Source organism: Gordonia sp. NPDC003422 (genome assembly GCF_053588675.1).
The window spans coordinates 43767-65675 of record NZ_JBSFQL010000014.1; the positions used below are offsets into that span (position 1 = coordinate 43767).

Genomic DNA, 21909 nt, shown 5'->3' on the forward strand with positions numbered 1-21909 from the left:
ATACGCTGGCCCACATGAACAACGAGGGTGTGCGCGTCCGTTTCTGTCCGTCGCCGACCGGGACGCCGCACGTCGGTCTGGTGCGGACCGCACTGTTCAACTTCGCTCAGGCCCGGCACGACAACGGCACCTTCGTGTTCCGCATCGAGGACACCGACGCCGCGCGTGACAGTCAGGAGTCCTACGACGCAATCCTGGAGGCGTTGCGGTGGCTCGGCCTCGACTGGGATGAGGGGCCCGAGGTCGGGGGGCCGTACGGGCCCTACCGGCAGTCGGAGCGACGCGAGATCCATGCCGAGGTCGTCGAGAAGTTGCTGGCCTCGGGCGAGGCGTATCACGCGTTCTCCACACCCGAGGAGGTTGAGGCGCGACACCGGGCGGCCGGTCGTGATCCGAAACTCGGCTACGACAACTTCGACCGCGACCTCACCCCCGAACAGCGCTCCGACTTTCTCGCCGAGGGCCGCAAACCTGTTGTGCGCCTACGCATGCCGGACGCCGACATCAGCTGGGACGATCTGGTCCGCGGTACCACGACCATCAAGGCCGGCACCGTCCCCGACTTCGCGCTGACCCGTGCCTCGGGCGATCCGCTCTACACGTTGGTCAACCCGGTCGACGACGCGTTGATGAAGATCACCCACGTCCTGCGCGGCGAAGATCTGTTGTCCTCGACTCCCCGCCAGATCGCGCTGTACCAGGCGCTCATTCGGATCGGTGTCGCCGACGCGGTGCCGGCGTTCGGGCATCTGCCGTTCGTGATGGGGGAGGGCAACAAGAAACTCTCCAAGCGCGATCCGGAGTCGAATCTGTTCCATCACCGCGATCGCGGTTTCCTCCCGGAGGGGCTGCTCAATTACCTCGCACTGCTCGGTTGGGGGTACTCGCACGAGACGGATGTGTTCACCCTCGAACAGATGATCGCCGCCTTCGACGTGCACGACGTGAACTCCAATCCCGCCCGTTTCGATCAGAAGAAGGCCGATGCGATCAACGCCGAGCACATCCGCATGCTCGAGCTCGGTGACTTCACCGCCCGACTCAAGTCGTTCCTCATCGGTCAGGGCAAGCTGACGGAGCGGATCGACGACGCGACCTTCGCCGCGCTCGCCGAGTTGGTCCAGACCCGCATACAGGTTCTCGGTGACGCCTGGGATCTGATCAGCTTCGCCTACGTCTCCGACGAGGACTTCGTCATCGACGAGAAGTCGGCGAACAAGAACCTCGGCCCGGACGCCGTACCGGTCCTCACTGCCACCATCGACGCGATAGCCGAGTTGCCGTCCTGGACCACTCCGTCGATCCACGACGCGCTCAACAGTGCTCTGGTCGACGGTCTGGAACTCAAGCCGCGGAAGGCATTCGGCCCGGTGCGGGTGGCGGTCACCGGCTCGCAGGTGAGTCCGCCGCTGTTCGAGTCGATGGAGATCCTCGGCCGCGACAAGACGCTGGCCCGCTTGGCGGCCGCGCGGGAACTGAGCGAAAAATAGGGCCTGAGCTGCACGTTTGTGGTCTTCTGGTCAGGCTTTGATACTCTAGCGCTCGGCCGTTTCCTCGCGGGAATGGTCAAAGCCTTGGGGTATGGTGTAATTGGCAACACAGCTGATTCTGGTTCAGCCATTCTAGGTTCGAGTCCTGGTACCCCAGCGAACTACACACGATGAGCACCGAGTAGGGTCTCATCGGATGTAGCAGTTCAAGAACGAAAGTTCCTTGGCCCCGTCGTCTAGCGGCCTAGGACGCCGCCCTCTCAAGGCGGTAGCGCGGGTTCGAATCCCGTCGGGGCTACAACGAAGGCGCCCCCTCCGAGATGTCGGAGGGGGCGCCTTCGCTTTTGGCGACTGTTATGTCGACGGCACGGTCGAGCCCGACACCGGCATCTCGCCCAGACCGAGCTTGCGGTGATCCCACGAGCGCGTCCGCGACGGGATGACGCGCACCGCGACACGCTTGTTCATCATCTGCTCGACGAAGGGCTTGGACTCCTCGGTGTAGGGCGCGGTGTAGCGCTCCCACACACTGATCCCTACCTTCAGGCAGGAGTCGGGGTCGTCGAGGATCTCCGCGGTGCCCTCGATCGCGACGCCGCGCAGGGTGCCGTAGGTGTCACCGTCTTCGACGAGGACCGAGCAGCGACTGTTGCGTCGGAGGTTGACGGCCTTCTGCGATTTGGCCTTGGTCTCGAACCAGATCTCGCCGTCGACGATGCCGTACCACATCGCGACGAGGTGGATGCCGCCGTCCGGTCCGGTGGTCGCCAGGGTGGCGGTCCGGCTGCGGGCGATGAACTCGGTGATCTCGTCGTCGGTCATGACGATCTGTGTGCGCTGATTGACTCCCATGCTCTGACGCTAGCCGACGCCTGAGATCGACGGCACACCTCACCCGCGAGATGACTGGAGTCTCTTGTGGATCGCGTCGGCCGCGGCGAGGAGGTCTGCCGCCCACCGGGCGCCCGGGCGTCGGCCCATCCGGTCGATCGGACCCGACACCGAGATGGCGGCGACGACGTCCCCGCCGGCGTCGCGCACCGGCGCCGACACGCTGGCGACGCCTGCGGCACGTTCTCCTGCGCTCTGTGCCCATCCCCGACGACGGATCTCGTGCAGGGCCCGTTCGCTGAACACGCTGTCGTGCACCAGGGCTCGCTGGGTCGCCGGGTCGGCCCAGGCGAGCAGCACCTTGGCCGCCGATCCGGCACTCATCGGGAACCGGGTGCCCACCGGGACCGTGTCCCGAAGTCCCGTAGGCGGTTCCATCGCCGCGACACACACGCGTTCGGCACCTTCGCGGCGATAGACCTGGACCGATTCGCCGGTGATGTCACGCAGTCGCGGGAGCACCATGAGGGCGGCCTCGGTCACCGGATCGTGGGCCGACGCCGCGAGCTCTCCGAGCGCCGGTCCCGGTTGCCACCGTCCGGAACTGTCGCGGGCCAGGAACCGGTGCGCTTCGAGGCCGACGGCCAGCCGGTGCGCGGTCGCGCGGGGGAGTCCGGTGTGCGCACAGAGTTCGGTGAGATTGCATGGCGCCTCGGCGATCGCGTGCAGAACCGCGACCGACTTGTCGAGTACTCCGATTCCGCTGCTGACCGGAGATGCGCTATCATTTCCCATAGGACGATACTATCCGTCCAAATACTGAGATGTCCACGTTGGCGATGTTCACGTTGACGAGACATCCGGTGAGAACTCCAGATAGCCCCAGTAGTTCACGAGATAGACGAGTGCAGCCATGAGTAACAGCCCAGCCCAGCCGCGTACTCTCGCCGAGAAGGTGTGGCAAGACCACGTTGTGGTGCCCGGTGACACCGATGCATCCGGCGCGAAGAATCCCGACCTCATCTACATCGACCTGCATCTCGTGCACGAGGTGACGAGTCCGCAGGCCTTCGAGGGGCTCCGCCTTGCCGGGCGTCCGGTGCGCCGCCCCGATCTGACGATCGCCACCGAGGATCACAACGTCCCGACCCTCGACATCTTCAAGCCGATCGCCGACGAGGTGTCGCGTACACAGGTGGAGACCCTCCGCCACAACTGCGAAGAGTTCGGTATCCGGTTGCATCCCATGGGCGATGCCGAGCAGGGCATCGTGCATGTCGTCGGTCCGCAGCTCGGTCTGACCCAGCCGGGGATGACGGTCGTGTGCGGTGACAGCCATACCTCGACGCACGGTGCGTTCGGTGCGCTGGCGATGGGAATCGGCACATCCGAGGTGGAACACGTTCTGGCAACCCAGACTCTGTCGCTGCGGCCGTTCCGCACCATGGCGATCACCGTCGACGGCGAACTACCCCACGGTGTGACGAGCAAGGACCTGATCTTGGCCGTCATTGCCAAGATCGGCACCGGTGGCGGGCAGGGCTACGTCTTGGAATACCGCGGCGCAGCCATCGAGAAGCTGTCGATGGAAGCCCGAATGACCATATGCAACATGTCGATCGAGGCCGGCGCGCGTGCCGGGATGATCGCACCCGACCAGGTGACCTATGACTTCCTGAAGGACCGTCCAAATGCGCCGACCGGTGCGGAATGGGATGCCGCAGTGGAGTATTGGGACAGTCTGCGCACCGACGAAGGTGCCGAGTTCGACGCCGAGGTGCACATCGACGCGTCCGCGTTGAGCCCGTTCGTGACCTGGGGGACCAACCCCGGCCAGGGTGCTCCGCTCGGTTCGGTGGTCCCGGACCCGGCCGACATGGGTGACGAGACCGCGGCGAGCTCGGCCTCGAAGGCGTTGGAGTACATGGATCTGCGTCCCGGCATGCCGCTGCGCGACATCAAGGTCGACACCGTGTTCGTCGGTTCGTGCACCAATGGCCGGATCGAGGATCTGCGGGCGGTGGCCGGCATCCTGAAGGGCCGCAAGATCGCCGACGGGATGCGCATGCTGATCGTGCCAGGATCGATGCGCGTGCGGGCACAGGCCGAAGACGAAGGGCTCGGCGAGATCTTTGTCGGCGCGGGCGCCGAGTGGCGGCAGGCGGGATGCTCGATGTGCCTTGGCATGAACCCCGATCAGCTGTCGCCGGGGGAACGCTGCGCCTCGACGTCGAACCGCAATTTCGAAGGACGGCAGGGCAAAGGCGGCCGGACGCACCTCGTTTCGCCTGCGGTGGCAGCGGCCACCGCGGTCCGCGGAACTCTCTCGTCTCCCGCCGACCTGTCCTGACCAGATCCCACAACGTCCCTCACCACACCAAAGGCCTCTCGATGCAACCTTTCACCGAACACACAGGAATCGGCGTTCCCCTGCGCCGCAGCAACGTCGACACCGACCAGATCATCCCGGCCGTCTACCTGAAGCGGGTGACCCGCACGGGCTTTGAGGACGGACTCTTCGCCGGATGGCGTGCCGATCCCGACTTCATCCTCAACAACGAGCCGTGGAGTCGCGGTTCGGTTCTCGTCGCCGGGCCCGACTTCGGCACCGGGTCGTCGCGCGAGCACGCCGTCTGGGCACTGTCGGACTTCGGGTTTCGGGTGGTGATCTCGTCGCGGTTCGCCGACATCTTCCGCGGCAACGCCGGGAAGGCCGGATTGGTTGCCGCGCAGGTCGAGCAGTCCGACGTCGAGTTGTTGTGGAAGCGTCTCGACGAGCAGCCGGGTCTGGAAGTGACGGTGAGCCTTGTCCATAAGACCGTCACCGCTGCAGACCTCGTGGTGCCGTTGGCAATTGATGACTACACGCGGTGGCGTCTGATGGAAGGTCTCGACGACATCGGGCTGACATTGCGCCAGGTAGAAGCGATTTCCGACTACGAGGCGACTCGTCCCGCTTTCAAACCGGTCACGCTTCCGGCCTGATTTCGGACCGCTTCCCAAACCCCATATCCCCGTTCGGGGAGATGACGGCCATCACTATCGATTTCGCAACATGCCCGTCTAATTGGCGTGGAAGATGGACGTTTTCGAATTCGTTGTTTACCGTGTGGTGGTAGCTGGCCAAAAAAGCGTGGTCAGAACAGCTTGCGGAGGTAATCAATGAACAAGGCAGAGCTCATCGATGAGCTGACCAAGAAGCTCGACGCGGATCGCAAGACTGCGACCGAAGCCGTCGAGCTCGTGGTGGACACGATCGTTCGGGCGGTGAACAAGGGTGAGAGCGTGACCATCACCGGGTTCGGCGTCTTCGAGAAGCGGCGGCGCGCACCGCGTGTGGCCCGCAACCCGCGTACCGGCGAGACCGTGAAGGTGCGGGCGACGTCCGTTCCGGCGTTCCGTCCGGGCGCTCAGTTCAAGGCCGTCGTCGCCGGCAAGCAGAAGCTCGCTGCGTCCGGCCCGGCCGTCAAGCGCGGTAGCGGCGCAACCGCTCCGGCCAAGAAGGCCGCACCGGCCAAGCGCGCCACCGCAGCCAAGAAGGCCACTCCGGCCAAGAAGGCTGCTCCGGCAAAGAAGGCCACCGCAGCCAAGAAGGCTCCCGCCAAGAAGGCAGCGCCCGCCAAGAAGGCCACCGCAGCCAAGAAGGCTCCCGCCAAGAAGGCGCCGGCCAAGAAGGCTGCTCCGGCAAAGAAGGCCACCGCAGCCAAGAAGGCTCCGGCCAAGAAGGCCCCGGCCAAGCGCACTCGTCGCTGAGTAGCTTCGCACCCAACCCCGTTCAGCCCTCGACGTACTTCCCCCGTCGAGGGCTGAACTGTATGCCGAGCAAGACCGCCCCGTCAGGGCATCGCTACAACGGCATGGGCAGCGGACTCGAGATGTGGTCGGCGGCGACGAGCCGACCGTCGTGCGCCGACACGACCCACACGCTTCCCTTGCGGTTCCGCGCCGCGGGTAGCCGGATGCCGTCGCGATCGGCCCACCATGCCATCAACGGCGGAATGACCTTGCCCTGACTGCAGACCGCGTGCACATGGTCGAGGTCGGCGGCGATCTCCCGGATCCGGCGGTGCGCGGGTTTCGGTTCCGACCGGTATGACTCCTCCGACAGCGTCGGCTCGTTTTCGATCGCGGTGTCGAGGAATGACGCGAACGGTTCGACGGTTTGTCGGCAGCGGACCCGATCGGCGGCATGCACCCGAGTGGCGCCGAATGCGCTCAGCAATCCGACCAGTGCGTCGGCCTGCTTGCGCCCCTCCGAGTCGAGAGGACGCAGCCGGTCGTCGCCGCGGTAGCGCGATCGCCGTCCCGCCTTGGCATGTCGTACCAGCAGCAGAGTGTGCAGGTCGGCCGGCAGTCGGGTGAACTCGCGCAGGATCTTGCGATCGAGTGCATAGCTGAGTTGATTCTCCGCCTTGTCGACGTCGAGCCAGCGCAGTTTGTCGACCTCGCCGTTGGCGGCGAACTCGCCGTCGATGACCGGTGCCGACCAATACCGGACGTGTTTGCGTGAGTGATCGAGGTCGTAGCTGACGTCGCGGAGGTGTCGGCCGAGTCGAACGTTGAAGCCCGTCTCCTCGGCGATCTCCCGGACCGCGGTGTCCACAAGGGTTTCGCCGGTTTCGGCCTTGCCCTTCGGCAGGGTCCAGTCGTCATAGCGGGGCCGGTGCACGATTGCGACTTCTACCGAGTCGGAGGTCGCGCGCCACACGACGCCGCCGGCGGCCCACACGGATTTCACTGTCTTCGACATCGGGAGCGATCCTAGAGCGTCGAGGTTACGAAAAGGTGCTGCCCGTCATGACCCGATGTCCGGACGTCGGCGATTGCGGCGCATCATCTCTCGCTGATGGTCGCGAACGTCTTCGCCGGCGGCGGGTGATGCCACCCAGCTTCCGTCGGACTTGAGTATCCAGCAGCGCGTGCGTGGATCCAGTGCGGAGGCGAACATCTCACCCAGTTCGGCGGTGAGTCGATGATCACGCACCTGCGCCATGACCTCGACGCGACGATCGAGGTTGCGATGCATCATGTCGGCGCTGCCGATCCAGTACTCGTCCTGCGCACCGAAATACAGGATTCGCGAGTGCTCGAGGAATTGGCCCAAGATGGATCGGACGACCACGTTGTCGCTGATGCCCTCCATCCCCGGCCGCAGCGCGCAGATTCCGCGCACCACGATCTCGACGGGAACGCCATTCTGCGATGCCCGATAGAGGGCGTCGATCACTTGCTCATCGACGAGTGCATTGGCCTTCACCTGCACCCGCGCCTGCGGGTTGCCCTCGCGGTGCAGTTCGATCTCCCGATTGATGCGGGCGATGATGCCTGCCCGAATCCCGTGCGGCGCAACCAAGATGTTGCGGTACTCCTTCTTGCGGGAGTAGCCGGTGAGGGTATTGAAGAGATCGGTCAGATCCGCGCCGATGTCCGGGGATGCCGTCAGCAGACCCACATCCTCGTACAGGCGAGCGGTTTTCGGGTTGTAGTTGCCGGTGCCGATGTGGCAATACCGCTTGATGGACGAGCCCTCGCGACGCACCACGAGACAGGTCTTGCAGTGGGTCTTGAGGCCGACGAGGCCGTAGACCACGTGGACTCCGGCCTGCTCGAGCTGACGTGCCCACTTGATGTTGGCCTGCTCGTCGAACCTCGCCTTGATCTCCACGAGCGCCACGACCTGCTTACCGGCCTCGGCCGCGTCGATCAGCGCATTGACGATGGGCGAGTCGCCCGACGTGCGGTACAGGGTCTGTTTGATGGCAAGAACCTGCGGGTCGGCGGCGGCCTGTTCGATGAAGCGCTGCACGCTCGTCGAGAACGAGTCGTAGGGGTGATGCACCAGCACGTCACCCTCGCGCAAGGTGGAGAAGACACTCTTCGGGGTTTCGCGCTCCCCGAAGGCGGGATGCGTCGCCGGGACGAACGGACGGTCCTTGAGATGCGGCCGGTCGAGTGCGTTGACCTCGAACAGCGACGACAGGTCGAGGAGACCGGGTACCTGGATGACATCTGCGGGATTGACGTCGAGCTCGCGCAGCAGCAACTCGAGCATGTGCTCGCTCATGTCGTCGGCGACCTCGAGGCGCACCGGGGAGCCGAAGCGCCTGCGCGCGAGTTCCCGCTCGAGGGCCTGGAGAAGATCCTCGTCGCGATCCTCCTCGACTTCGAAGTCCGCATTGCGGGTGATCCGGAAGGCATGGTGCTCAACGATTTCCATGCCAGGGAAGAGGTGTTCGAGGTTCGCCGCGATCAGATTCTCCATGGGCAGGAACACCACGGTGCGCTTCTGTTCCTTGCCTTCCCCGGTCGGCCGCGGCAGGAGTTGATCCACGCGCACAAAGCGATTCACGTTGTCGGGCACCTTGACGCGCGCAAAGTGTTCGCCGCTCTCGGCATCTTCGCGGACCGTCACCGCGAGATTGAGTGAGAGACCGCTGATGTAAGGGAACGGGTGCGCGGGATCGACGGCGAGCGGGGTGAGGACAGGAAAGACCTCGTCGTGGAAGTGTTCCACCATTCGGCGCTGCTGCTCGTCGGTCAGGTCCGACCAGCCGACCACGTGAATGTCGTTCTCCGCCAACGCCGGCCGCACCGAGTCCATGAACACGCGGGCGTGCCGGTCGGCAATGGTCTGGGTGCGGCCCGCGATGCGCAACAACTGCTCTCGGGGCGAGAGTCCGTCGGCGGAGCGTACCGACAGCCCGGTCTCGTCGCGGCGTTTGAGACCTGCGACGCGCACCATGAAGAACTCGTCGAGATTCGACGCGAAGATCGCGAGGAACTTCGCACGCTCCAGGAGCGGCATCGAGGTGTCCTCGGCCAGCGCCAGCACCCGGGAGTTGAAATCGAGCCAACTCAGTTCCCGGTTCAGGTACCGGTCTTCGGGCAGGTCGGCCGACTCGTCGGGGATCAGGGTGGCCGCGGGCGGCGCGCCTGGTATCGAGGTCGTGACCGTCGGTTCTGTCACATGCGATTCCGGTGTCTGGGTGCCCGAGTCGGGGGAGGCGTCGAAGGCGTCGGCAGGGCTCACCGGTCAATCATGACTCATCGGCCGAATCTGTGACGCCGGTGGGCGCATCACGCGGTGGGTCGGCGTGAGGCGGGTCGGCGGCGACCCGTCAGTCGGCGGATTCACCCCATGCGCTCAACACAGCGGATGTCTTCGGACCCAAGCCCAGAGCGGCCGCGGCGTCGAGGTCGCCGGCCGTGTCGACGTCGGTCCGCAGATCGGACCAGCGCAGCCGGTCAGGATCGAGTTCGAGCGCGCCCGCACCCCGGTGCGCGGCCGCCGAACCCGCACCGAAACGGGGCGGATCGACGCACGACGGGCGTCGGAGCAACAGCACGGTGCCCGAACCGTCCCGATCGGCGAGCAGGACCTCATCGCAGAGACGATTGCGTGCGACCTGCTCGGCGGCGTCGATCACCTCGATGAGACTGGTCGCGCGTGCGGCCGGTAGGTCCGCCTGGATGAGCAGCACCCAATCCGACTCGGGCCAGATCTCCTGCGCGCGGTGTGCTCCGTCGGCGAATGCACGGTTGAGCCCAGCCACCGGCGTCTCCCGGTCACCTCGGGCCGGTTCGCGCACGCCGCGCACGCCCGCGGCCCGGGCATGCGTCAGGACATCGTTGTCGGGGCTCACCACCAGAATCTGATCCACACCGGCCGACGTCAGAGCCCCGATGGTGTCGAGCAGCATCGCGAGGACAAGGGAACGATGGTCGGTCACCGACGCGGTGGGAGAGAGCGTCGCAGCGAGACGGGTTTTGGCGTCGCGCAGGTGTTTGACGGCCAGCACCGCCGAAACCCGTCCCGATCGCCGCGTGCCATCGGCGGCGACGCCGCCGCATGCGCCGGCGGCCCGAGACTCCATCACATTCCTCAGGATACGGCTGGTCCTCCCGGGCCGGTTCCGTGCCGAAGCATCGATGGCGAGGGCTAGGGTGATCACCAACACAGGCTCGACGAGAGGACGACAGTGCGTGCGGTGGTGATGGGTGCGGGTTCCTGGGGGACCGCGACGGCAAAGGTTCTCGTCGACGCCGGGACTCCGACGTCGATTTGGGCGCGTCGGGCCGAACTGGCCGACGAGATCAATTCCACCCACACCAACTCCGACTACCTCGCGGGAATCACCCTGCCCGCCGACCTCGAGGCGTCGAACTCCTACCCGGAACTGCTGGCAGAAGCCGACGTGGTGGTGTGCGCGGTGCCGTCACAATCGTTGCGCGACAACCTCGCTGCGTGGACCCCTCATCTGCGCAAGGACGCCACGCTGGTGTCCCTGGCCAAGGGGGTGGAGACGAGTACCTTGCTGCGGATGAGCGAGGTCATCGCCGAGGTCACCGCCTTTCCCGACGAGCAGATCGCGGTCCTGACCGGACCCAATCTGGCGCGTGAGATCGCAGAGGGACAGCCCGCGGCCACCGTCATCGCGTGCGTCGACGAAGAGCGGGCGGGCCGCCTCCAGAAGGCGTTCGCGACCGGTTACTTCCGGCCGTACACCAACACCGATGTGATCGGCTGCGAGATCGGTGGTGCCGCCAAGAATGTCATCGCGCTCGCCTGCGGCATGGCCAGCGGTGTGGGATTCGGGCAGAACACCTTGGCGACGATCATCACCCGTGGGCTGGCCGAGACCATCCGGCTCGCGGTGGCGGTCGGCGCGAAGATCGAAACTCTCGCGGGTCTCGCCGGGATCGGTGATCTGGTGGCGACCTGCTCGTCGCCGCTGTCGAGGAACCGCACCTTCGGCGCCCGACTGGGCGAGGGGTTGACGATGGAACAGGCGCAGGAGGCGACCCACGGCCAGGTCGCCGAGGGCGTCAAGTCGTGTACCTCGGTGCGGGCGCTGGCCGAGAAGCATCAGGTCGACATGCCCCTGACAGCTGCGGTGCACAAGGTGTGCCACTCGGGAATGTCCGTCGGAGATGCGGTGAGCTCGCTGCTCGGGCGGGAGATCAAGCCCGAGATCTACCGTGACTGACGCCGGGAATCACCCGCGCTCACCGTGACGGTGCGGGCGCAAACTCGAGGGGCCCGGGCGGCAGCGTCTTGGCGATCACGCCGGTGATGTCGGTGATGGGGCCGTTGCCTGCGTTGGCGGGCACCCACAGCGCAACATACGGCCGGTGGTCGACGGCGACATATGACTGGCCCTGCCCCTCGATGGTGTCGACGATGAACCACTGAACTGGTTCGGACCCGGGTGCATCGACGACCTGGAGTTTGCTGCTCGGCGCCAGGTCCGCGGGGCGGGTCACACCGCACCGCAGCGTGAGGTCGTCACCGTCGCCCGAGGCCGGCCAGGTGGCGTTCTGTCCCCGAACCTCCTTGGCGCCGAACCCGTCGAAGTGTTCGGGAAGGGCGGCCAGGAACTTCTCGCACGCGGGCGCGACTGCGGTGTCGACGGTGTAGTTGTCGACAGGTGTCGGGTCGTCGTCCTGATTCAGCGCGGCATAGGTGATGAACCCCACCAGCACCATGATCGGAATCGTGACCAGGGTTGCGATCAGCGCGGGACTCAGTCGCGGGCCGGAACCGTAGCGCTCGGCCGGGCGGCCCTCGGACGAACGACCGTCGGTGGGTTCCTCGTCCGTCGTGGCCTCGACTGTCGCCCGGTCATCCGCCGCGTCGCCGCCACCTGACTTGCCGGTGGCGTCCGTATCCGCGATGTCCGGATCTACCGAACCGCTGTCGTCGGGGCCTGCTGCGTTCACTCGGTACAGGGTAGTGCCCGCCTCAGCGGGTGCTGCTCACCACCGGGCAGGTGAGGGTGCGCGTGATCCCGTCCACCTTCTGGATCTGCGGGACGACGTCGTCGGTCAGGTGAGAAGCGTTGGCGGCATCGACCCGGACGATCACGTCGTAAGGACCGCTGACCTCCTCGGACGAGGCGACCCCCGAGATCTCCGCGATGGTCGCCGCGGCCAGCGCGGCCCGTCCGACCTCGGTCTGGATCAGTATGTATGCCTGAACCACGGCCATCCTCTCCGTTTATCCACATCGCCGGATCGGGCTGTCGACGCCGGCGGCAATGTCGCGCTCGGCGGGAACCGCCCGCCGAGCCAATACACTGTGGCACACATTGTCACCGACAAACCCTTCCACGCGCGACTCAGAGAGACCGGGTGAACAGAAATGACGGCCGCCGGTGCCGGAAAGCCCGAGTCCGATGGTGTGCGTACGGCGACCGTCGGCGAGATCGGTGAGCGGGCCATGATCGCCGCGTTCACCGCACAGGCACGCGGTTCGGCGGCACACCACGACATCGTGATCGGATCGGGCGACGACGCCGCGGTGATCGACACCCGGGGCGTCACGGTGATCAGCACCGACACCGCGGTCGAGGGCAGGCACTTCCGATTCGACTGGTCATCGGCCCAGGACGTGGGTGCGCGCGCCATCGTGCAGAGTGCCGCGGACATCGCCGCGATGGGCGGACGAACCACGGGCGTGGTGGTGTCGATCGCGGCTCCGCCGTCGACTCTCGTCGGGACGCTGCTCGACCTGAACATGGGGATGGTCGACGCCGCGCATCGCCTCGGGGCGCGGGTACTCGGTGGGGATCTCGTGGCGGCGCAGCAAGTAGTGGTCAGTGTCACCGCAGTCGGGGCGATGGACGGCACCGAGCCGGTGGTGCTCGGCGGCGCGAACCCAGGAGACGTGCTCGCGGTGAGCGGCCCGGTGGGAGCCTGCGCCGCAGGCCTGGCGGTGCTGTCGTCGGGGGATGACGACCTGATCGCGCAGTGGCAGGATCTTGTTGCCGCGTATCGGATTCCATCGCCGGACCTGACCCAGGGTCCGATTGCTGCGGCTGCCGGGGCACATGCGATGACCGACATCTCGGACGGTCTCGTCGAAGAATTGATCACCATGGCGCAGGCGTCGGGCACTCGGCTGTCGGTGCGCTCAGGCAGCGTGCCCCGACATGAGAGGGTGACCGCGCTCGCGGAAGAGCTGGGCACCGATGTCGTCGACTGGGTACTCGCCGGCGGCGAAGACCACGAATTGCTGGCCGCCTTCGACGCGGACGCGGTACCGGCCGGCTGGACGGTGATCGGAGAGGTGTCGGCGCCGGGAGCGGAGCGAGCGGGCCGCGTGAGTTCGGCGCCGGGAGTGGAGCGCGTCCCCGCTGATGTCCTGGTCGACGGCAGGTCGATCCATGCCGCTGACGGTCCGCGATTGCGTGGCTGGGAGTCCTTCTCGGCCTGAGACTGGACAGTTGACGGCTGGGTTCGTCGATCCTCCGGTCGCGCGGCGACCATCGGTAAGCGGGTGATTAGATCGGGGCATGGCGATATATGCACTCGACGACCGCGCGCCGATACTGGGCGCGGACACCTATGTCCATCCCGACGCGGTCGTCATCGGGGCGGTCACCCTCGGCGACGGGGTGTCGGTGTGGCCTGGCGCGGTGCTGCGCGGCGACTACGGGACCATCAGCATCGGCGCGCGCAGCAACATCCAGGACGGCACCGTGATCCATTGCACCCCTGTCGATCCGACGGTGATCGGGGCGGGCTGCGTGGTCGGGCACAACGCGCACATTGAGGGTGCGACGATCGGGGACAACTGCCTGATCGCGTCCGGGTCGGTGGTGCTCAACGGTTCGACGGTCGGTGACGGTGCGATCGTCGGCGCCGGCGCTGTGGTGCCGTTCAAGTTCGCCGTACCCGCCCGCCGAATGGCGTTGGGTGTCCCGGCGAAGATCCGCGAGGGTTTCGAGGTGACTGACGGCCACGTCGATCTCAACTGCGAGATGTACTTCCGCAACGCCCAGTACTACCGCTCCGCACTGCGGAGGCTCGACTGATGGCGAAACCCCCGAATCCGAAACCCCTGTCGGAGTTGGTCGATCCCGGGTGGGCGGAGGCGTTGGCGCCGGTCGAGTCGGCGGTCGCCGAGATGGGGCAGTTCCTGCGCGCCGAGATCGCCGAGGGCCGCGGCTATTTCCCGGCCGGCCAGCACGTGCTGCGGGCGTTTACGCGGCCCTTCGACGATGTGCGGGTACTCATCGTCGGACAGGATCCGTATCCGACGCCGGGGCATGCGGTGGGACTGAGCTTCTCGGTGGCGCCCGACGTCTCGCCGATTCCGCGGTCACTGGCCAACATCTACACCGAGTACTGCGCCGACCTCGGCTACCCGATGCCGTCGAACGGCGATCTGAGTCCCTGGGCCGACGCCGGCGTGCTGCTGCTGAATCGTGTGCTCACGGTCTCGCCGGGTGAGCCCGCGTCGCATCGCAACAAGGGCTGGGAGCAGGTCACCGAGTGCGCGATCAAGGCGCTCGCCAATCGCGACGAACCACTCGTCGCGATTCTGTGGGGCAAACACGCGGCCGAATTGCAGAAGTGGATGCCGGATGTCCCGGTCATCGTGTCGCCGCACCCGTCGCCGCTGTCGGCGTCGCGGGGGTTCTTCGGTTCGCGGCCCTTCAGTCGCGCGAACTCCGAACTCGCCGATCTCGGCGCCGACCCGGTCGATTGGCGTTTGCCCTGACGGGCTCTAACGGGAGGCTGCCCAGTCGGGCTTGCGCTTGCCGATGAAGGCGTCGACGCCCTCGCGTCCCTCCGGCGCGCCCGACCGCAGCGCGATGGATTGCGCCTCCAGCGCCAGATGCTCGACCAGGCTGTGATCGGGGGCCGCGGACAGCAGTCGGCGGGCACCCTGATCGGCCTGCCATGGCCCGGCAGCGATCTTCTCGGCTGCGGCCCGGGCGAGCGCGTCGACATCGTCGTCGGCGACGATCTCGGACAGCAGACCCCAGTCGGCGGCCTCCGACGCCGAGATCACCCGATCGGTGAGGATGATGTTGCGGGCTCGGGCGGCCCCGACTGCGCGCGGCAACGTCCAGGTCATCCCGCCGTCGGGGGTCAGGCCGATGCCGCGGTAGGCGGGACGCATGCGGGTGGATTCGCCGCCGATCGCGAGGTCGGCGTGCAGTACCAGCGACATCCCGGCGCCGGCTGCCCAGCCCTTGACAGCGGCTACCACGGGCCGGTCGGCCTCGTACAGCGCGGCGACCATCGCGTGGAAGTTGTCGGCGAGGCCACGCAGGTAGGTGGGCCGGTCCTCGGCCGCGGCGAACGCTCGCACATTTCCGCCGGCACAGAAATTGGCGCCCGCGCCGACGAGCAGGATCGCTCCCGCCTCGCGTTGGCCCCGGGCGACTTCGCGCAGGGCCTGCGCACCCTGGGCCAGGGCGTCGTCGGCCAGTGACGTGCCGGCCGCGGCGGTCGAGACGGTGATGGTCAGAACGCCGCCATCGCTGTGGACCAGCGGCTCGGCGGTCGAGGGCGTGGTGGCGGTGGATGTGGTGGAGGTCATGCTGCCGAACTCTAGTAGGCGCACAACAAAGACCCGACGCCGGGGCGAGCGATTGCTCGGTCGGTGTCGGGTCTCGTCGGTGTGGCGGAACTACCGCCTGCCCGGCATGCGCCAGGGTCGCCGACTCAGACGGCGGTGGTCTTGCCGGCCTTCAGGCACGAGGTGCACACGTTCTTGCGCTTGCGGTTGCCGGGGGCAACCTCGATGCGCACCGACTGGATATTCGGGTTCCAGCGGCGGTTGGTGCGCCGGTGCGAGTGCGAAACCGACTTCCCGAAGCCCGGGCCCTTGCCGCAAAGGTCGCAAACGGCAGCCATCGTCGAACTCCCTTGATAGGTGAAATAAGGTCTGGTGGTCCGCCCGTCGTGGCGTCGGACAATGCACGGAGCATGCGCGTGCGCCGACAGGCAACCCTGCAAGGATAGCGGGCCGCCCGGGGCGCATCCAAATCCGCGCCCCACCGGCGAGGACGCATCGCCGGCCGTGGGGTGTCTGTCGTGATCGCCGAGTAATCTCGAACACATCCCAGCGTCTCGAGAACAGAATGAGGGGTCGTGTGATCGCCCGGACGATGAACCCGCAGCTGTTGCGTGACTGGGCGCGCGCCTGCGCCGACAACCTCGAGACGCTGCGTGGCGAGATCAATGACCTCAATGTGTTCCCCATCCCGGATTCGGATACGGGCAGCAACATGGTGTTCACGATGACTGCGGCCGCGGACGCTGCCCAGGCGCTGCCTGAGGACGTGGCGGTTGTGGATGTGGCCCGGGCGATGGCCGAAGGTGCGGTGGCCGCGGCACGGGGCAATTCCGGGATCATCTTGTCGCAGGTTCTGGTGGGTCTCGCCGACGCCGCCGAATTGCTCGGCGACGGGCCAGAGCTGAACTTCAAGAATCTCGTCGCCTCCGGTTTGCGTCTCGGATCGCTCGCCGCGACCCGCGCGGTCAGCGAGCCGCAGGAGGGGACGGTGCTGACGCTGATCCGGGTGGCCGCGCAGGCGGCAGCCGAGCACGAGTCCGAATCGGCCAGTGATCTTGCCCGCGCCATCGCCGACGAATGCGCCGAGGCCCTCGAACGCACCCCCGACCAACTCCCGGTCCTGGCCAGTGCGGGCGTTGTCGACGCGGGTGGCCGCGGGTTCCTCGCGCTGCTCGACGCCATGGTGTCGGTGCTCACCGGGGTGTCCAACCGCCGCCGCCGTTATCGCGGCATCCTCACCGGCGGCGGGCAGCCCGGACATTCGGCCGACGACACCTGCACCGACGGCAGCGACATGGACTTCGAGGTGATGTACCTGCTGCACGGTGCGCTCGGGGAGCGAATCGCAGATCTGCGCCGCTTCCTCGACGACGTCGGTGACGCGGTGGTCATCGTCGGTGACAGTTCGAGTGGGGACGGCGAGCGGTTCTCCGTTCACGTGCACACCTGCGACCCGGGTGCGGCGGTTGAGGCGGGTGCGCTGCTCGGACGCATCTCCGACGTCCGAATCAGCTGTTTCGCATTGGATGCCATTCGTGCGCAGGCTGATTCGGTCGAGCCGCCGCCTCGGCACAAACGTGCGGTGGTGGCGGTGGTCACCGGTGAGGGTGCAGCCGAGTTGTTCACCGAGGCGGGCGCGACGGTGCTCCTCGCCGACGGAGGTCTCACCGCCGAGCAGTTGGCCGACGCGATCCGCAACACCGACAGCGCGCATGTCGTGGTGATGGCCAACGGCGCCTTGGCATCTCAGGAACTGGTGACCGTCGCAACCGAGGTCCGGTCCCCGCAGCGGGCGATCGTCACACTGCCGACGTCGTCGATGGTCCAGTGTCTGGCCGCCCTGGCGGTGCACGACCCGAGCGAGCAGGCCGACGCCGATGCCTACGCGATGGCCGAAGCGGCCGCAGGCACGCGGTGGGGATCACTGCAGATCGCCGAACAGCGGATGATGACGCTGGCCGGTACCTGTGACGTCGGTGACGTGCTCGGGCTGATCGGCTCCGACGTGCTCGTGGTCGCACCCGATCAGACTGGGGCCGCAACGGCTCTGGTGGATCTGATGCTGGCCACCGGTGGCGAGCTGGTCACCGTGTTGGCCGGAACCGAGGTGGACAAGGCCGCGCTCGACGCGATCGCAGAACAGATGCGACGCAGCTATCAGGGCATCGAACTTGCCGTCTACGAGACCGGTCAGCGCCACCGCCTCATCGAGGTCGGGGTCGAGTGACCGGGGATGGGTGCCCGAAACCGATGATCTCCCAGAACCTATGATTTCCCAGAGCCTATGATTTCCCAGAGCCTATGATTTCACTGTCGGATTCGTTGTCGGAGATTCTGGACAACAAGGTGGTCGACGGTCTGGCCTCGGTGGGCGTGACGACCGTGGGCGAGTTGCTGCACTACACGCCACGGCGATATGTGCGCCAGGGGCAGGCGTCGAAGGCGGAGATGCCCGAGACGGGGGAGTATCTGACCATCGTCGGCCGTATCACCAAGGCCGATCTCATTCCGATGAAGAAACGCTCGGGCAGATTCCTCAAGGTGACGGTCGCCGACGAGAGCCGTAAGTACGAGGCGAGCTTCTTCAATCCGAAATTCATCCAGCACCGGCTGAAACCGGGGGCGCGAGTGATGATGGCGGGCACGGTGAAGTTCTTCCGCGACACCATCCAGTTGTCGCATCCGGATTGGATGGTCCTGCCCGACGGTGATTCCGAGGTGGATCGCGTGGTCGGTTCGGCGATGCTGACCGAGATGTACGCGGTCGAGGCCGATCTCACCTCCGATGACGATGCCGCCGGTCTCCTCGCCCAGTTCGACCGGCCGATCATTCCGCTGTATCCGGCCACCCGCGACATTCAGACCTGGGACATCTGGGGTGCCGTCCGCCGGGTCCTCGCTCACCGACCCGACACCGCGGACGCGCTCAGTGACGCCGAACGCAAGCGGCGCGGTCTGATCACCACCGCCGACGCGTTGTCCCGGATTCACCTCCCGGACACCGAGGACGACATCACCGCGGCGTCAGCCCGACTGAAGTTCGATGAGGCACTGGCGATTCAGACGGTCCTGGCGCAGCGTCGGCTCGCCGGGCGTAATGATTCGGCGCCGCCATGCCCGCATGTCCCAGGCGGGCTCGAGGACGGGCTCCTGGCCCGCTTGCCGTTTGAACTCACCGTCGGTCAGGTTGAGGTCGGCGCCGAACTCGGCGCGGATCTCGGGCGCAGCCAACCGATGAGCCGCCTGCTGCAGGGCGAGGTGGGCTCCGGTAAGACGCTGGTGTCCCTGCTGGCGATGCTGCGGGTGGTCGACAACGGGCATCAGTGCGCGATCCTGGCTCCCACCGAAGTTCTTGCTGCACAACACTATCGGACCATTCGAACGATGCTCGGCGACCTGGCGGCCGGCGGCGAGCTGTCGGCGGCGGACGGTGCCACCCAGATCGCGCTGCTCACCGGATCGATGAAGACCAAGGGCAAGCGTCAAACCCTGCTCGACGTGGTGTCGGGCGCCGCCGGGATCGTGATCGGTACCCACGCGCTGCTCGAAGAGAATGTCGAGTTCTTCGACCTCGGGATGGTCGTCGTCGACGAACAGCACCGGTTCGGTGTCGAACAGCGTGACGTGTTGCGCGGTCGCGGTCGCGACGGGGCGATGCCGCACTTCCTGGTGATGACTGCGACGCCGATCCCGCGCACGGTCGCCATGACGGCCTTCGGCGATCTGGACACCTCGGTGCTCACCGAACTTCCGCGGGGTCGGCAGCCCATCACCACCACCGTGGTTCCGATGGGGAACGTGCGGTGGGTCGACCGGGTGTGGTCGCGCGCGGCGGAGGAGATCGCGGCGGGCCGCCAGGTGTATGTGGTGTGCTCGCGCATCGGTGGCGACGAGGTGTCGGACGGTAGAGGCACCCCGGCAAAGGGCGATTCGACGGCACCGCAGACGGTTTCGGTGCTCGACCAGTACGAGAACCTGATCGCCGGCCCACTCGGTCATCTACGGATCGGGCTCCTGCACGGTCGTCTGCCGTCCGACGAGAAGAACGCGGTGATGGACGAATTCGGCCGCGGCGAGATCGACATCCTGGTGGCCACCACGGTCATCGAGGTCGGCGTCGATGTGCCGAACGCGACGATGATGGTGATCGTCGACGCCGAGCGTTTCGGTGTGAGCCAGCTCCATCAGCTGCGCGGTCGTGTCGGTCGTGGGCAGCATGCCGGCTTATGTCTGCTGATGACGAATACGGCACCCGTGTCCCAGGGCATGCAGCGACTGAACGCGGTGGCCGGTTCCAACGACGGATTCGTGCTGGCGCGTGTCGATCTGGCGCAGCGTCGCGAGGGTGACGTGCTCGGTTCGCTGCAGTCGGGCGGCACCACGTCCCTGCGCTTCCTGTCCCTGCTCGACGACGTCGACGTCATCGCCGATGCCCGCGAACTGGCCGATGAGGTGGTGGGCGCCGACCTCTCCCTGATCGAACACCGACCCCTCGCCGACCTCGTCGACGCGATCCTGGTGCCGCACAAGATCGCTTACCTCGACAAGTCCTGACTCGAAGAGTTGGGTGACCGACGCTCTGACTTGGGCAAACGCCGCAGTGCTCTGTCCCTGAAAATAGGGGAAGAACTTCTTCCCCGGGGTTCACAGTCGTCCCCTAGAAATTCCTAGGGGAGGACTCCAAGAGTAGGGCACGAGTTTTCTTCCCCTAGTTTCTTGGCGGCAAAGAGCGCTTTCTGTGCTCGACGACGATGTTCGGAGTCCGAGGTCTGCGCTCGAGGTGGACCTCGGTGAGGGTTGACCGCGACGGCGGCTTCGCCGACCTCCCACGCGCGTCGTCGGCGAGTCGTGGTTTCAGAAACCGCGTGTCTGGTCAGAAACCCGAGGTGCACCAGCGGTTTCTGGCGACAAGTGCGGTTTCTGCGATGAGGCCGCACTCTTCCCGCCTCCACGATCGCCGACGCCGTCGGCGGGTGGGTCGCTGATTCGAAGAGTTCGGTGACTAGCGCTCTGACCTGCGCATAAGCGTCCACCACCCCACCGCTCTCTGAGGTGCCCGAGGCGCCGGCCGAGGGATGCCTCGAAGGGCAGGTGAACGGGCCACGTCGGCGAGGCGCCGGACCACTGAAAGTAGGGGAAGGTTCTTCCCCTACTTTCTGCCCCTGCTTGTTGAGTCGTCCGCGAGAAAATTCGCGGGGAGGACTCCAGGGGTAGGGGACGAGTTTCTTCCCCTATTTTTCGTGGATCATCGTTGCCGCGCCGCGCTCCACGGCCCTCTTCCCGCCTCCACGATCGCCGCCGCAGGCGGCGGTGGGTCGCTGACTCGACTAGGGCGTGTCTCCCAATTCCCTTTGCGGGTCTTGGCGGCTCGATCGCAGCCAGGGTGCAATCGACTCCACCAATCCCTCGCAGTGGAATTGGGAGACACGCCCTAATTGACCGCAGGGAACGGGAACTGCGCGGCGCGCGTCGAACCAATATGGCCCGACCCTCCCTCGCTCTCCGGTGGCGACGCTTGGTACGCCATCACCGATCGCGACGCTCTGGGGTGCATGGATGGACCATGCGTCGCTGGTGCGTGCTGAGCGCGTTCGTGGTGACGGCGCTCTTCGTGGCGACCGGGGTGATGGTCAACACCGCGCAGACGGGTGTCGACGAGCGGGTACGTGCAAGGGCGCAGCGGCTGACCGGGGAACTCGGTGCGCTGTCCGTCTCGGCGGCCCGGCGGCACCGCGAGGACTATCAGCGCTCGGCATTCGGAACTCCCTGGAGCGACGAGGTGCGGGTACGTGGCGGTTCCAACGGGTGTGACACCCGAAACGACATCCTCGCGCGCGATCTGCACGACACGCGTCGTGGCCCGACCAAGACGTGCCCCGGCGCTGTGCTCGCAGGGGAGTTCCGCAGCCCGTACACCGGCGACTACATCGTGTTCCGGCGTGACCTGGGCGCTGCAGCCGTGCAGATCGATCACATCGTCCCGCTCGCGTACGCGTGGGATATGGGGGCGTGGGCGTGGCCCGCGGAATTGCGGCAGGACTTCGCCAACGACCCCGCCAATCTCGTTGCGGTGGACGGGGGATCGAATCAGGACAAGAGCGACGCCGAACCCGCCCGCTGGATGCCGGACGAGCGGGGGTTCTGGTGTCAGTACGCAGTGCAGTTCGTCATCGTCGTGCGCAGCTACGGACTCGCGATCGACGCGGCGTCCCGGGATGTCCTTGCCGATGCTCTCCGGTGTCGGTGACGCGCGGCCGTTCGCCGACGGCACGTTGG

General features: G+C 66.4%; 20 protein-coding genes and 2 tRNA genes. 13 read left to right on the plus strand and 9 right to left on the minus strand.

What is annotated here, in order from left to right; genetic code table 11:
• Positions 1-14: 14 nt before the first annotated feature.
• The 3 genes from gltX to ACWDTF_RS13420 all read left to right on the plus strand — a co-directional run bounded on the left by gltX (position 15) and on the right by ACWDTF_RS13420 (position 1788).
• Complete coding sequence (gene gltX / locus ACWDTF_RS13410) at positions 15-1490, plus strand: glutamate--tRNA ligase (RefSeq protein ID WP_240857539.1); 1476 nt, start codon at positions 15-17, stop codon at positions 1488-1490.
• Between the two features lie 85 nt (positions 1491-1575).
• Positions 1576-1647 (plus strand) — tRNA-Gln (locus ACWDTF_RS13415).
• A gap of 68 nt (positions 1648-1715) precedes the next feature.
• A tRNA-Glu gene (locus ACWDTF_RS13420) sits at positions 1716-1788 on the plus strand.
• A 56-nt stretch (positions 1789-1844) separates the two neighbouring features.
• Here ACWDTF_RS13420 and ACWDTF_RS13425 read toward each other — a convergent pair.
• Both ACWDTF_RS13425 and ACWDTF_RS13430 read right to left on the minus strand, forming a co-directional pair.
• Positions 1845-2342 (minus strand): PPOX class F420-dependent oxidoreductase, encoded by a 498-nt coding sequence (locus ACWDTF_RS13425; protein WP_240857540.1) that lies wholly within the window; start codon positions 2340-2342, stop codon positions 1845-1847.
• 39 nt (positions 2343-2381) lie between these two features.
• Positions 2382-3116 (minus strand): IclR family transcriptional regulator, encoded by a 735-nt coding sequence (locus ACWDTF_RS13430; protein WP_355276864.1) that lies wholly within the window; start codon positions 3114-3116, stop codon positions 2382-2384.
• Between the two features lie 118 nt (positions 3117-3234).
• Between ACWDTF_RS13430 and leuC the strand changes: the two genes are divergently transcribed.
• From leuC to ACWDTF_RS13445, 3 genes are all read left to right on the plus strand, one after another.
• Positions 3235-4671, plus strand: coding sequence for a 3-isopropylmalate dehydratase large subunit (gene leuC, locus ACWDTF_RS13435; RefSeq protein ID WP_240857542.1), 1437 nt, complete (start codon positions 3235-3237; stop codon positions 4669-4671).
• 41 nt (positions 4672-4712) lie between these two features.
• A complete protein-coding gene (leuD, locus tag ACWDTF_RS13440; RefSeq protein WP_433255430.1) occupies positions 4713-5306 on the plus strand; it encodes a 3-isopropylmalate dehydratase small subunit in 594 nt (197 codons plus the stop codon).
• 177 nt (positions 5307-5483) lie between these two features.
• Complete coding sequence (locus ACWDTF_RS13445; protein WP_240857544.1) at positions 5484-6074, plus strand: HU family DNA-binding protein; 591 nt, start codon at positions 5484-5486, stop codon at positions 6072-6074.
• A gap of 94 nt (positions 6075-6168) precedes the next feature.
• Here the strand turns inward: ACWDTF_RS13445 and ACWDTF_RS13450 are convergent, their stop codons facing one another.
• The 3 genes from ACWDTF_RS13450 to cofC all read right to left on the minus strand — a co-directional run bounded on the left by ACWDTF_RS13450 (position 6169) and on the right by cofC (position 10195).
• Positions 6169-7071, minus strand: coding sequence for an NUDIX hydrolase (locus ACWDTF_RS13450; RefSeq protein ID WP_240857545.1), 903 nt, complete (start codon positions 7069-7071; stop codon positions 6169-6171).
• Positions 7072-7116: 45 nt separating this feature from the next.
• Entirely contained in the window at positions 7117-9351 is a 2235-nt protein-coding gene (locus ACWDTF_RS13455; protein WP_374246881.1) for an RNA degradosome polyphosphate kinase, read from the minus strand.
• Between the two features lie 88 nt (positions 9352-9439).
• Positions 9440-10195: a 2-phospho-L-lactate guanylyltransferase gene (gene cofC, locus ACWDTF_RS13460; RefSeq protein WP_355276878.1), complete on the minus strand. Its 756-nt coding sequence runs from the start codon at positions 10193-10195 to the stop codon at positions 9440-9442.
• Positions 10196-10300: 105 nt separating this feature from the next.
• Here cofC and ACWDTF_RS13465 point away from each other — a divergent pair, with 105 nt between their 5' ends.
• On the plus strand, positions 10301-11308 hold the full coding sequence (locus ACWDTF_RS13465) for an NAD(P)H-dependent glycerol-3-phosphate dehydrogenase (protein WP_240857546.1): 1008 nt from the start codon (positions 10301-10303) through the stop codon (positions 11306-11308).
• Positions 11309-11327: 19 nt separating this feature from the next.
• Here the strand turns inward: ACWDTF_RS13465 and ACWDTF_RS13470 are convergent, their stop codons facing one another.
• Together ACWDTF_RS13470 and ACWDTF_RS13475 are read right to left on the minus strand one after the other, a co-directional pair.
• Positions 11328-12041, minus strand: a complete 714-nt coding sequence (locus ACWDTF_RS13470) for a DUF3515 domain-containing protein (protein WP_240857547.1) — start codon at positions 12039-12041, stop codon at positions 11328-11330.
• A gap of 22 nt (positions 12042-12063) precedes the next feature.
• On the minus strand, positions 12064-12309 hold the full coding sequence (locus ACWDTF_RS13475; protein ID WP_240857548.1) for an Lrp/AsnC ligand binding domain-containing protein: 246 nt from the start codon (positions 12307-12309) through the stop codon (positions 12064-12066).
• 153 nt (positions 12310-12462) lie between these two features.
• Here ACWDTF_RS13475 and ACWDTF_RS13480 point away from each other — a divergent pair, with 153 nt between their 5' ends.
• From ACWDTF_RS13480 to ACWDTF_RS13490, 3 genes are all read left to right on the plus strand, one after another.
• Positions 12463-13536: a thiamine-phosphate kinase gene (locus ACWDTF_RS13480; protein ID WP_355276870.1), complete on the plus strand. Its 1074-nt coding sequence runs from the start codon at positions 12463-12465 to the stop codon at positions 13534-13536.
• Between the two features lie 79 nt (positions 13537-13615).
• Positions 13616-14137, plus strand: a complete 522-nt coding sequence (locus ACWDTF_RS13485; RefSeq protein WP_240857550.1) for a gamma carbonic anhydrase family protein — start codon at positions 13616-13618, stop codon at positions 14135-14137.
• Entirely contained in the window at positions 14137-14826 is a 690-nt protein-coding gene (locus tag ACWDTF_RS13490; RefSeq protein ID WP_355276872.1) for a uracil-DNA glycosylase, read from the plus strand. The genes ACWDTF_RS13485 and ACWDTF_RS13490 overlap by 1 nt, the downstream gene beginning before the upstream one ends.
• A gap of 6 nt (positions 14827-14832) precedes the next feature.
• Here the strand turns inward: ACWDTF_RS13490 and ACWDTF_RS13495 are convergent, their stop codons facing one another.
• Entirely contained in the window at positions 14833-15654 is an 822-nt protein-coding gene (locus tag ACWDTF_RS13495) for an enoyl-CoA hydratase/isomerase family protein (protein ID WP_449754479.1), read from the minus strand.
• A gap of 125 nt (positions 15655-15779) precedes the next feature.
• A complete protein-coding gene (gene rpmB / locus ACWDTF_RS13500) occupies positions 15780-15971 on the minus strand; it encodes a 50S ribosomal protein L28 (protein WP_355279946.1) in 192 nt (63 codons plus the stop codon).
• Positions 15972-16225: 254 nt separating this feature from the next.
• Here rpmB and ACWDTF_RS13505 point away from each other — a divergent pair, with 254 nt between their 5' ends.
• The 3 genes from ACWDTF_RS13505 (at position 16226) to ACWDTF_RS13515 (ending at position 21880) form a co-directional block, all read left to right on the plus strand.
• Positions 16226-17860 carry a DAK2 domain-containing protein gene (locus tag ACWDTF_RS13505; RefSeq protein WP_355279952.1) on the plus strand — a complete coding sequence of 545 codons (1635 nt, stop codon included), beginning with the start codon at positions 16226-16228 and terminating at the stop codon, positions 17858-17860.
• A 74-nt stretch (positions 17861-17934) separates the two neighbouring features.
• Positions 17935-20187: an ATP-dependent DNA helicase RecG gene (recG, locus tag ACWDTF_RS13510; RefSeq protein WP_355279949.1), complete on the plus strand. Its 2253-nt coding sequence runs from the start codon at positions 17935-17937 to the stop codon at positions 20185-20187.
• Positions 20188-21112: 925 nt separating this feature from the next.
• A complete protein-coding gene (locus tag ACWDTF_RS13515; RefSeq protein WP_374246886.1) occupies positions 21113-21880 on the plus strand; it encodes an HNH endonuclease family protein in 768 nt (255 codons plus the stop codon).
• Positions 21881-21909: the final 29 nt, after the last annotated feature.

What these genes read in the sequence shown, in the direction of transcription:
- gltX (WP_240857539.1), top strand. Translation starts at nt 15, where the DNA reads ATGAACAACGAGGGTGTGCGCGTCCGTTTCTGTCCGTCGCCGACCGGG.
- ACWDTF_RS13425 (WP_240857540.1), bottom strand. Translation starts at nt 2,342, where the DNA reads ATGGGAGTCAATCAGCGCACACAGATCGTCATGACCGACGACGAGATC.
- ACWDTF_RS13430 (WP_355276864.1), bottom strand. Translation starts at nt 3,116, where the DNA reads ATGGGAAATGATAGCGCATCTCCGGTCAGCAGCGGAATCGGAGTACTC.
- leuC (WP_240857542.1), top strand. Translation starts at nt 3,235, where the DNA reads ATGAGTAACAGCCCAGCCCAGCCGCGTACTCTCGCCGAGAAGGTGTGG.
- leuD (WP_433255430.1), top strand. Translation starts at nt 4,713, where the DNA reads ATGCAACCTTTCACCGAACACACAGGAATCGGCGTTCCCCTGCGCCGC.
- ACWDTF_RS13445 (WP_240857544.1), top strand. Translation starts at nt 5,484, where the DNA reads ATGAACAAGGCAGAGCTCATCGATGAGCTGACCAAGAAGCTCGACGCG.
- ACWDTF_RS13450 (WP_240857545.1), bottom strand. Translation starts at nt 7,071, where the DNA reads ATGTCGAAGACAGTGAAATCCGTGTGGGCCGCCGGCGGCGTCGTGTGG.
- cofC (WP_355276878.1), bottom strand. Translation starts at nt 10,195, where the DNA reads ATGGAGTCTCGGGCCGCCGGCGCATGCGGCGGCGTCGCCGCCGATGGC.
- ACWDTF_RS13475 (WP_240857548.1), bottom strand. Translation starts at nt 12,309, where the DNA reads ATGGCCGTGGTTCAGGCATACATACTGATCCAGACCGAGGTCGGACGG.
- ACWDTF_RS13480 (WP_355276870.1), top strand. Translation starts at nt 12,463, where the DNA reads ATGACGGCCGCCGGTGCCGGAAAGCCCGAGTCCGATGGTGTGCGTACG.
- ACWDTF_RS13485 (WP_240857550.1), top strand. Translation starts at nt 13,616, where the DNA reads ATGGCGATATATGCACTCGACGACCGCGCGCCGATACTGGGCGCGGAC.
- ACWDTF_RS13490 (WP_355276872.1), top strand. Translation starts at nt 14,137, where the DNA reads ATGGCGAAACCCCCGAATCCGAAACCCCTGTCGGAGTTGGTCGATCCC.
- ACWDTF_RS13495 (WP_449754479.1), bottom strand. Translation starts at nt 15,654, where the DNA reads ATGACCTCCACCACATCCACCGCCACCACGCCCTCGACCGCCGAGCCG.
- rpmB (WP_355279946.1), bottom strand. Translation starts at nt 15,971, where the DNA reads ATGGCTGCCGTTTGCGACCTTTGCGGCAAGGGCCCGGGCTTCGGGAAG.
- ACWDTF_RS13505 (WP_355279952.1), top strand. Translation starts at nt 16,226, where the DNA reads ATGAACCCGCAGCTGTTGCGTGACTGGGCGCGCGCCTGCGCCGACAAC.
- recG (WP_355279949.1), top strand. Translation starts at nt 17,935, where the DNA reads ATGATTTCACTGTCGGATTCGTTGTCGGAGATTCTGGACAACAAGGTG.
- ACWDTF_RS13515 (WP_374246886.1), top strand. Translation starts at nt 21,113, where the DNA reads ATGGCCCGACCCTCCCTCGCTCTCCGGTGGCGACGCTTGGTACGCCAT.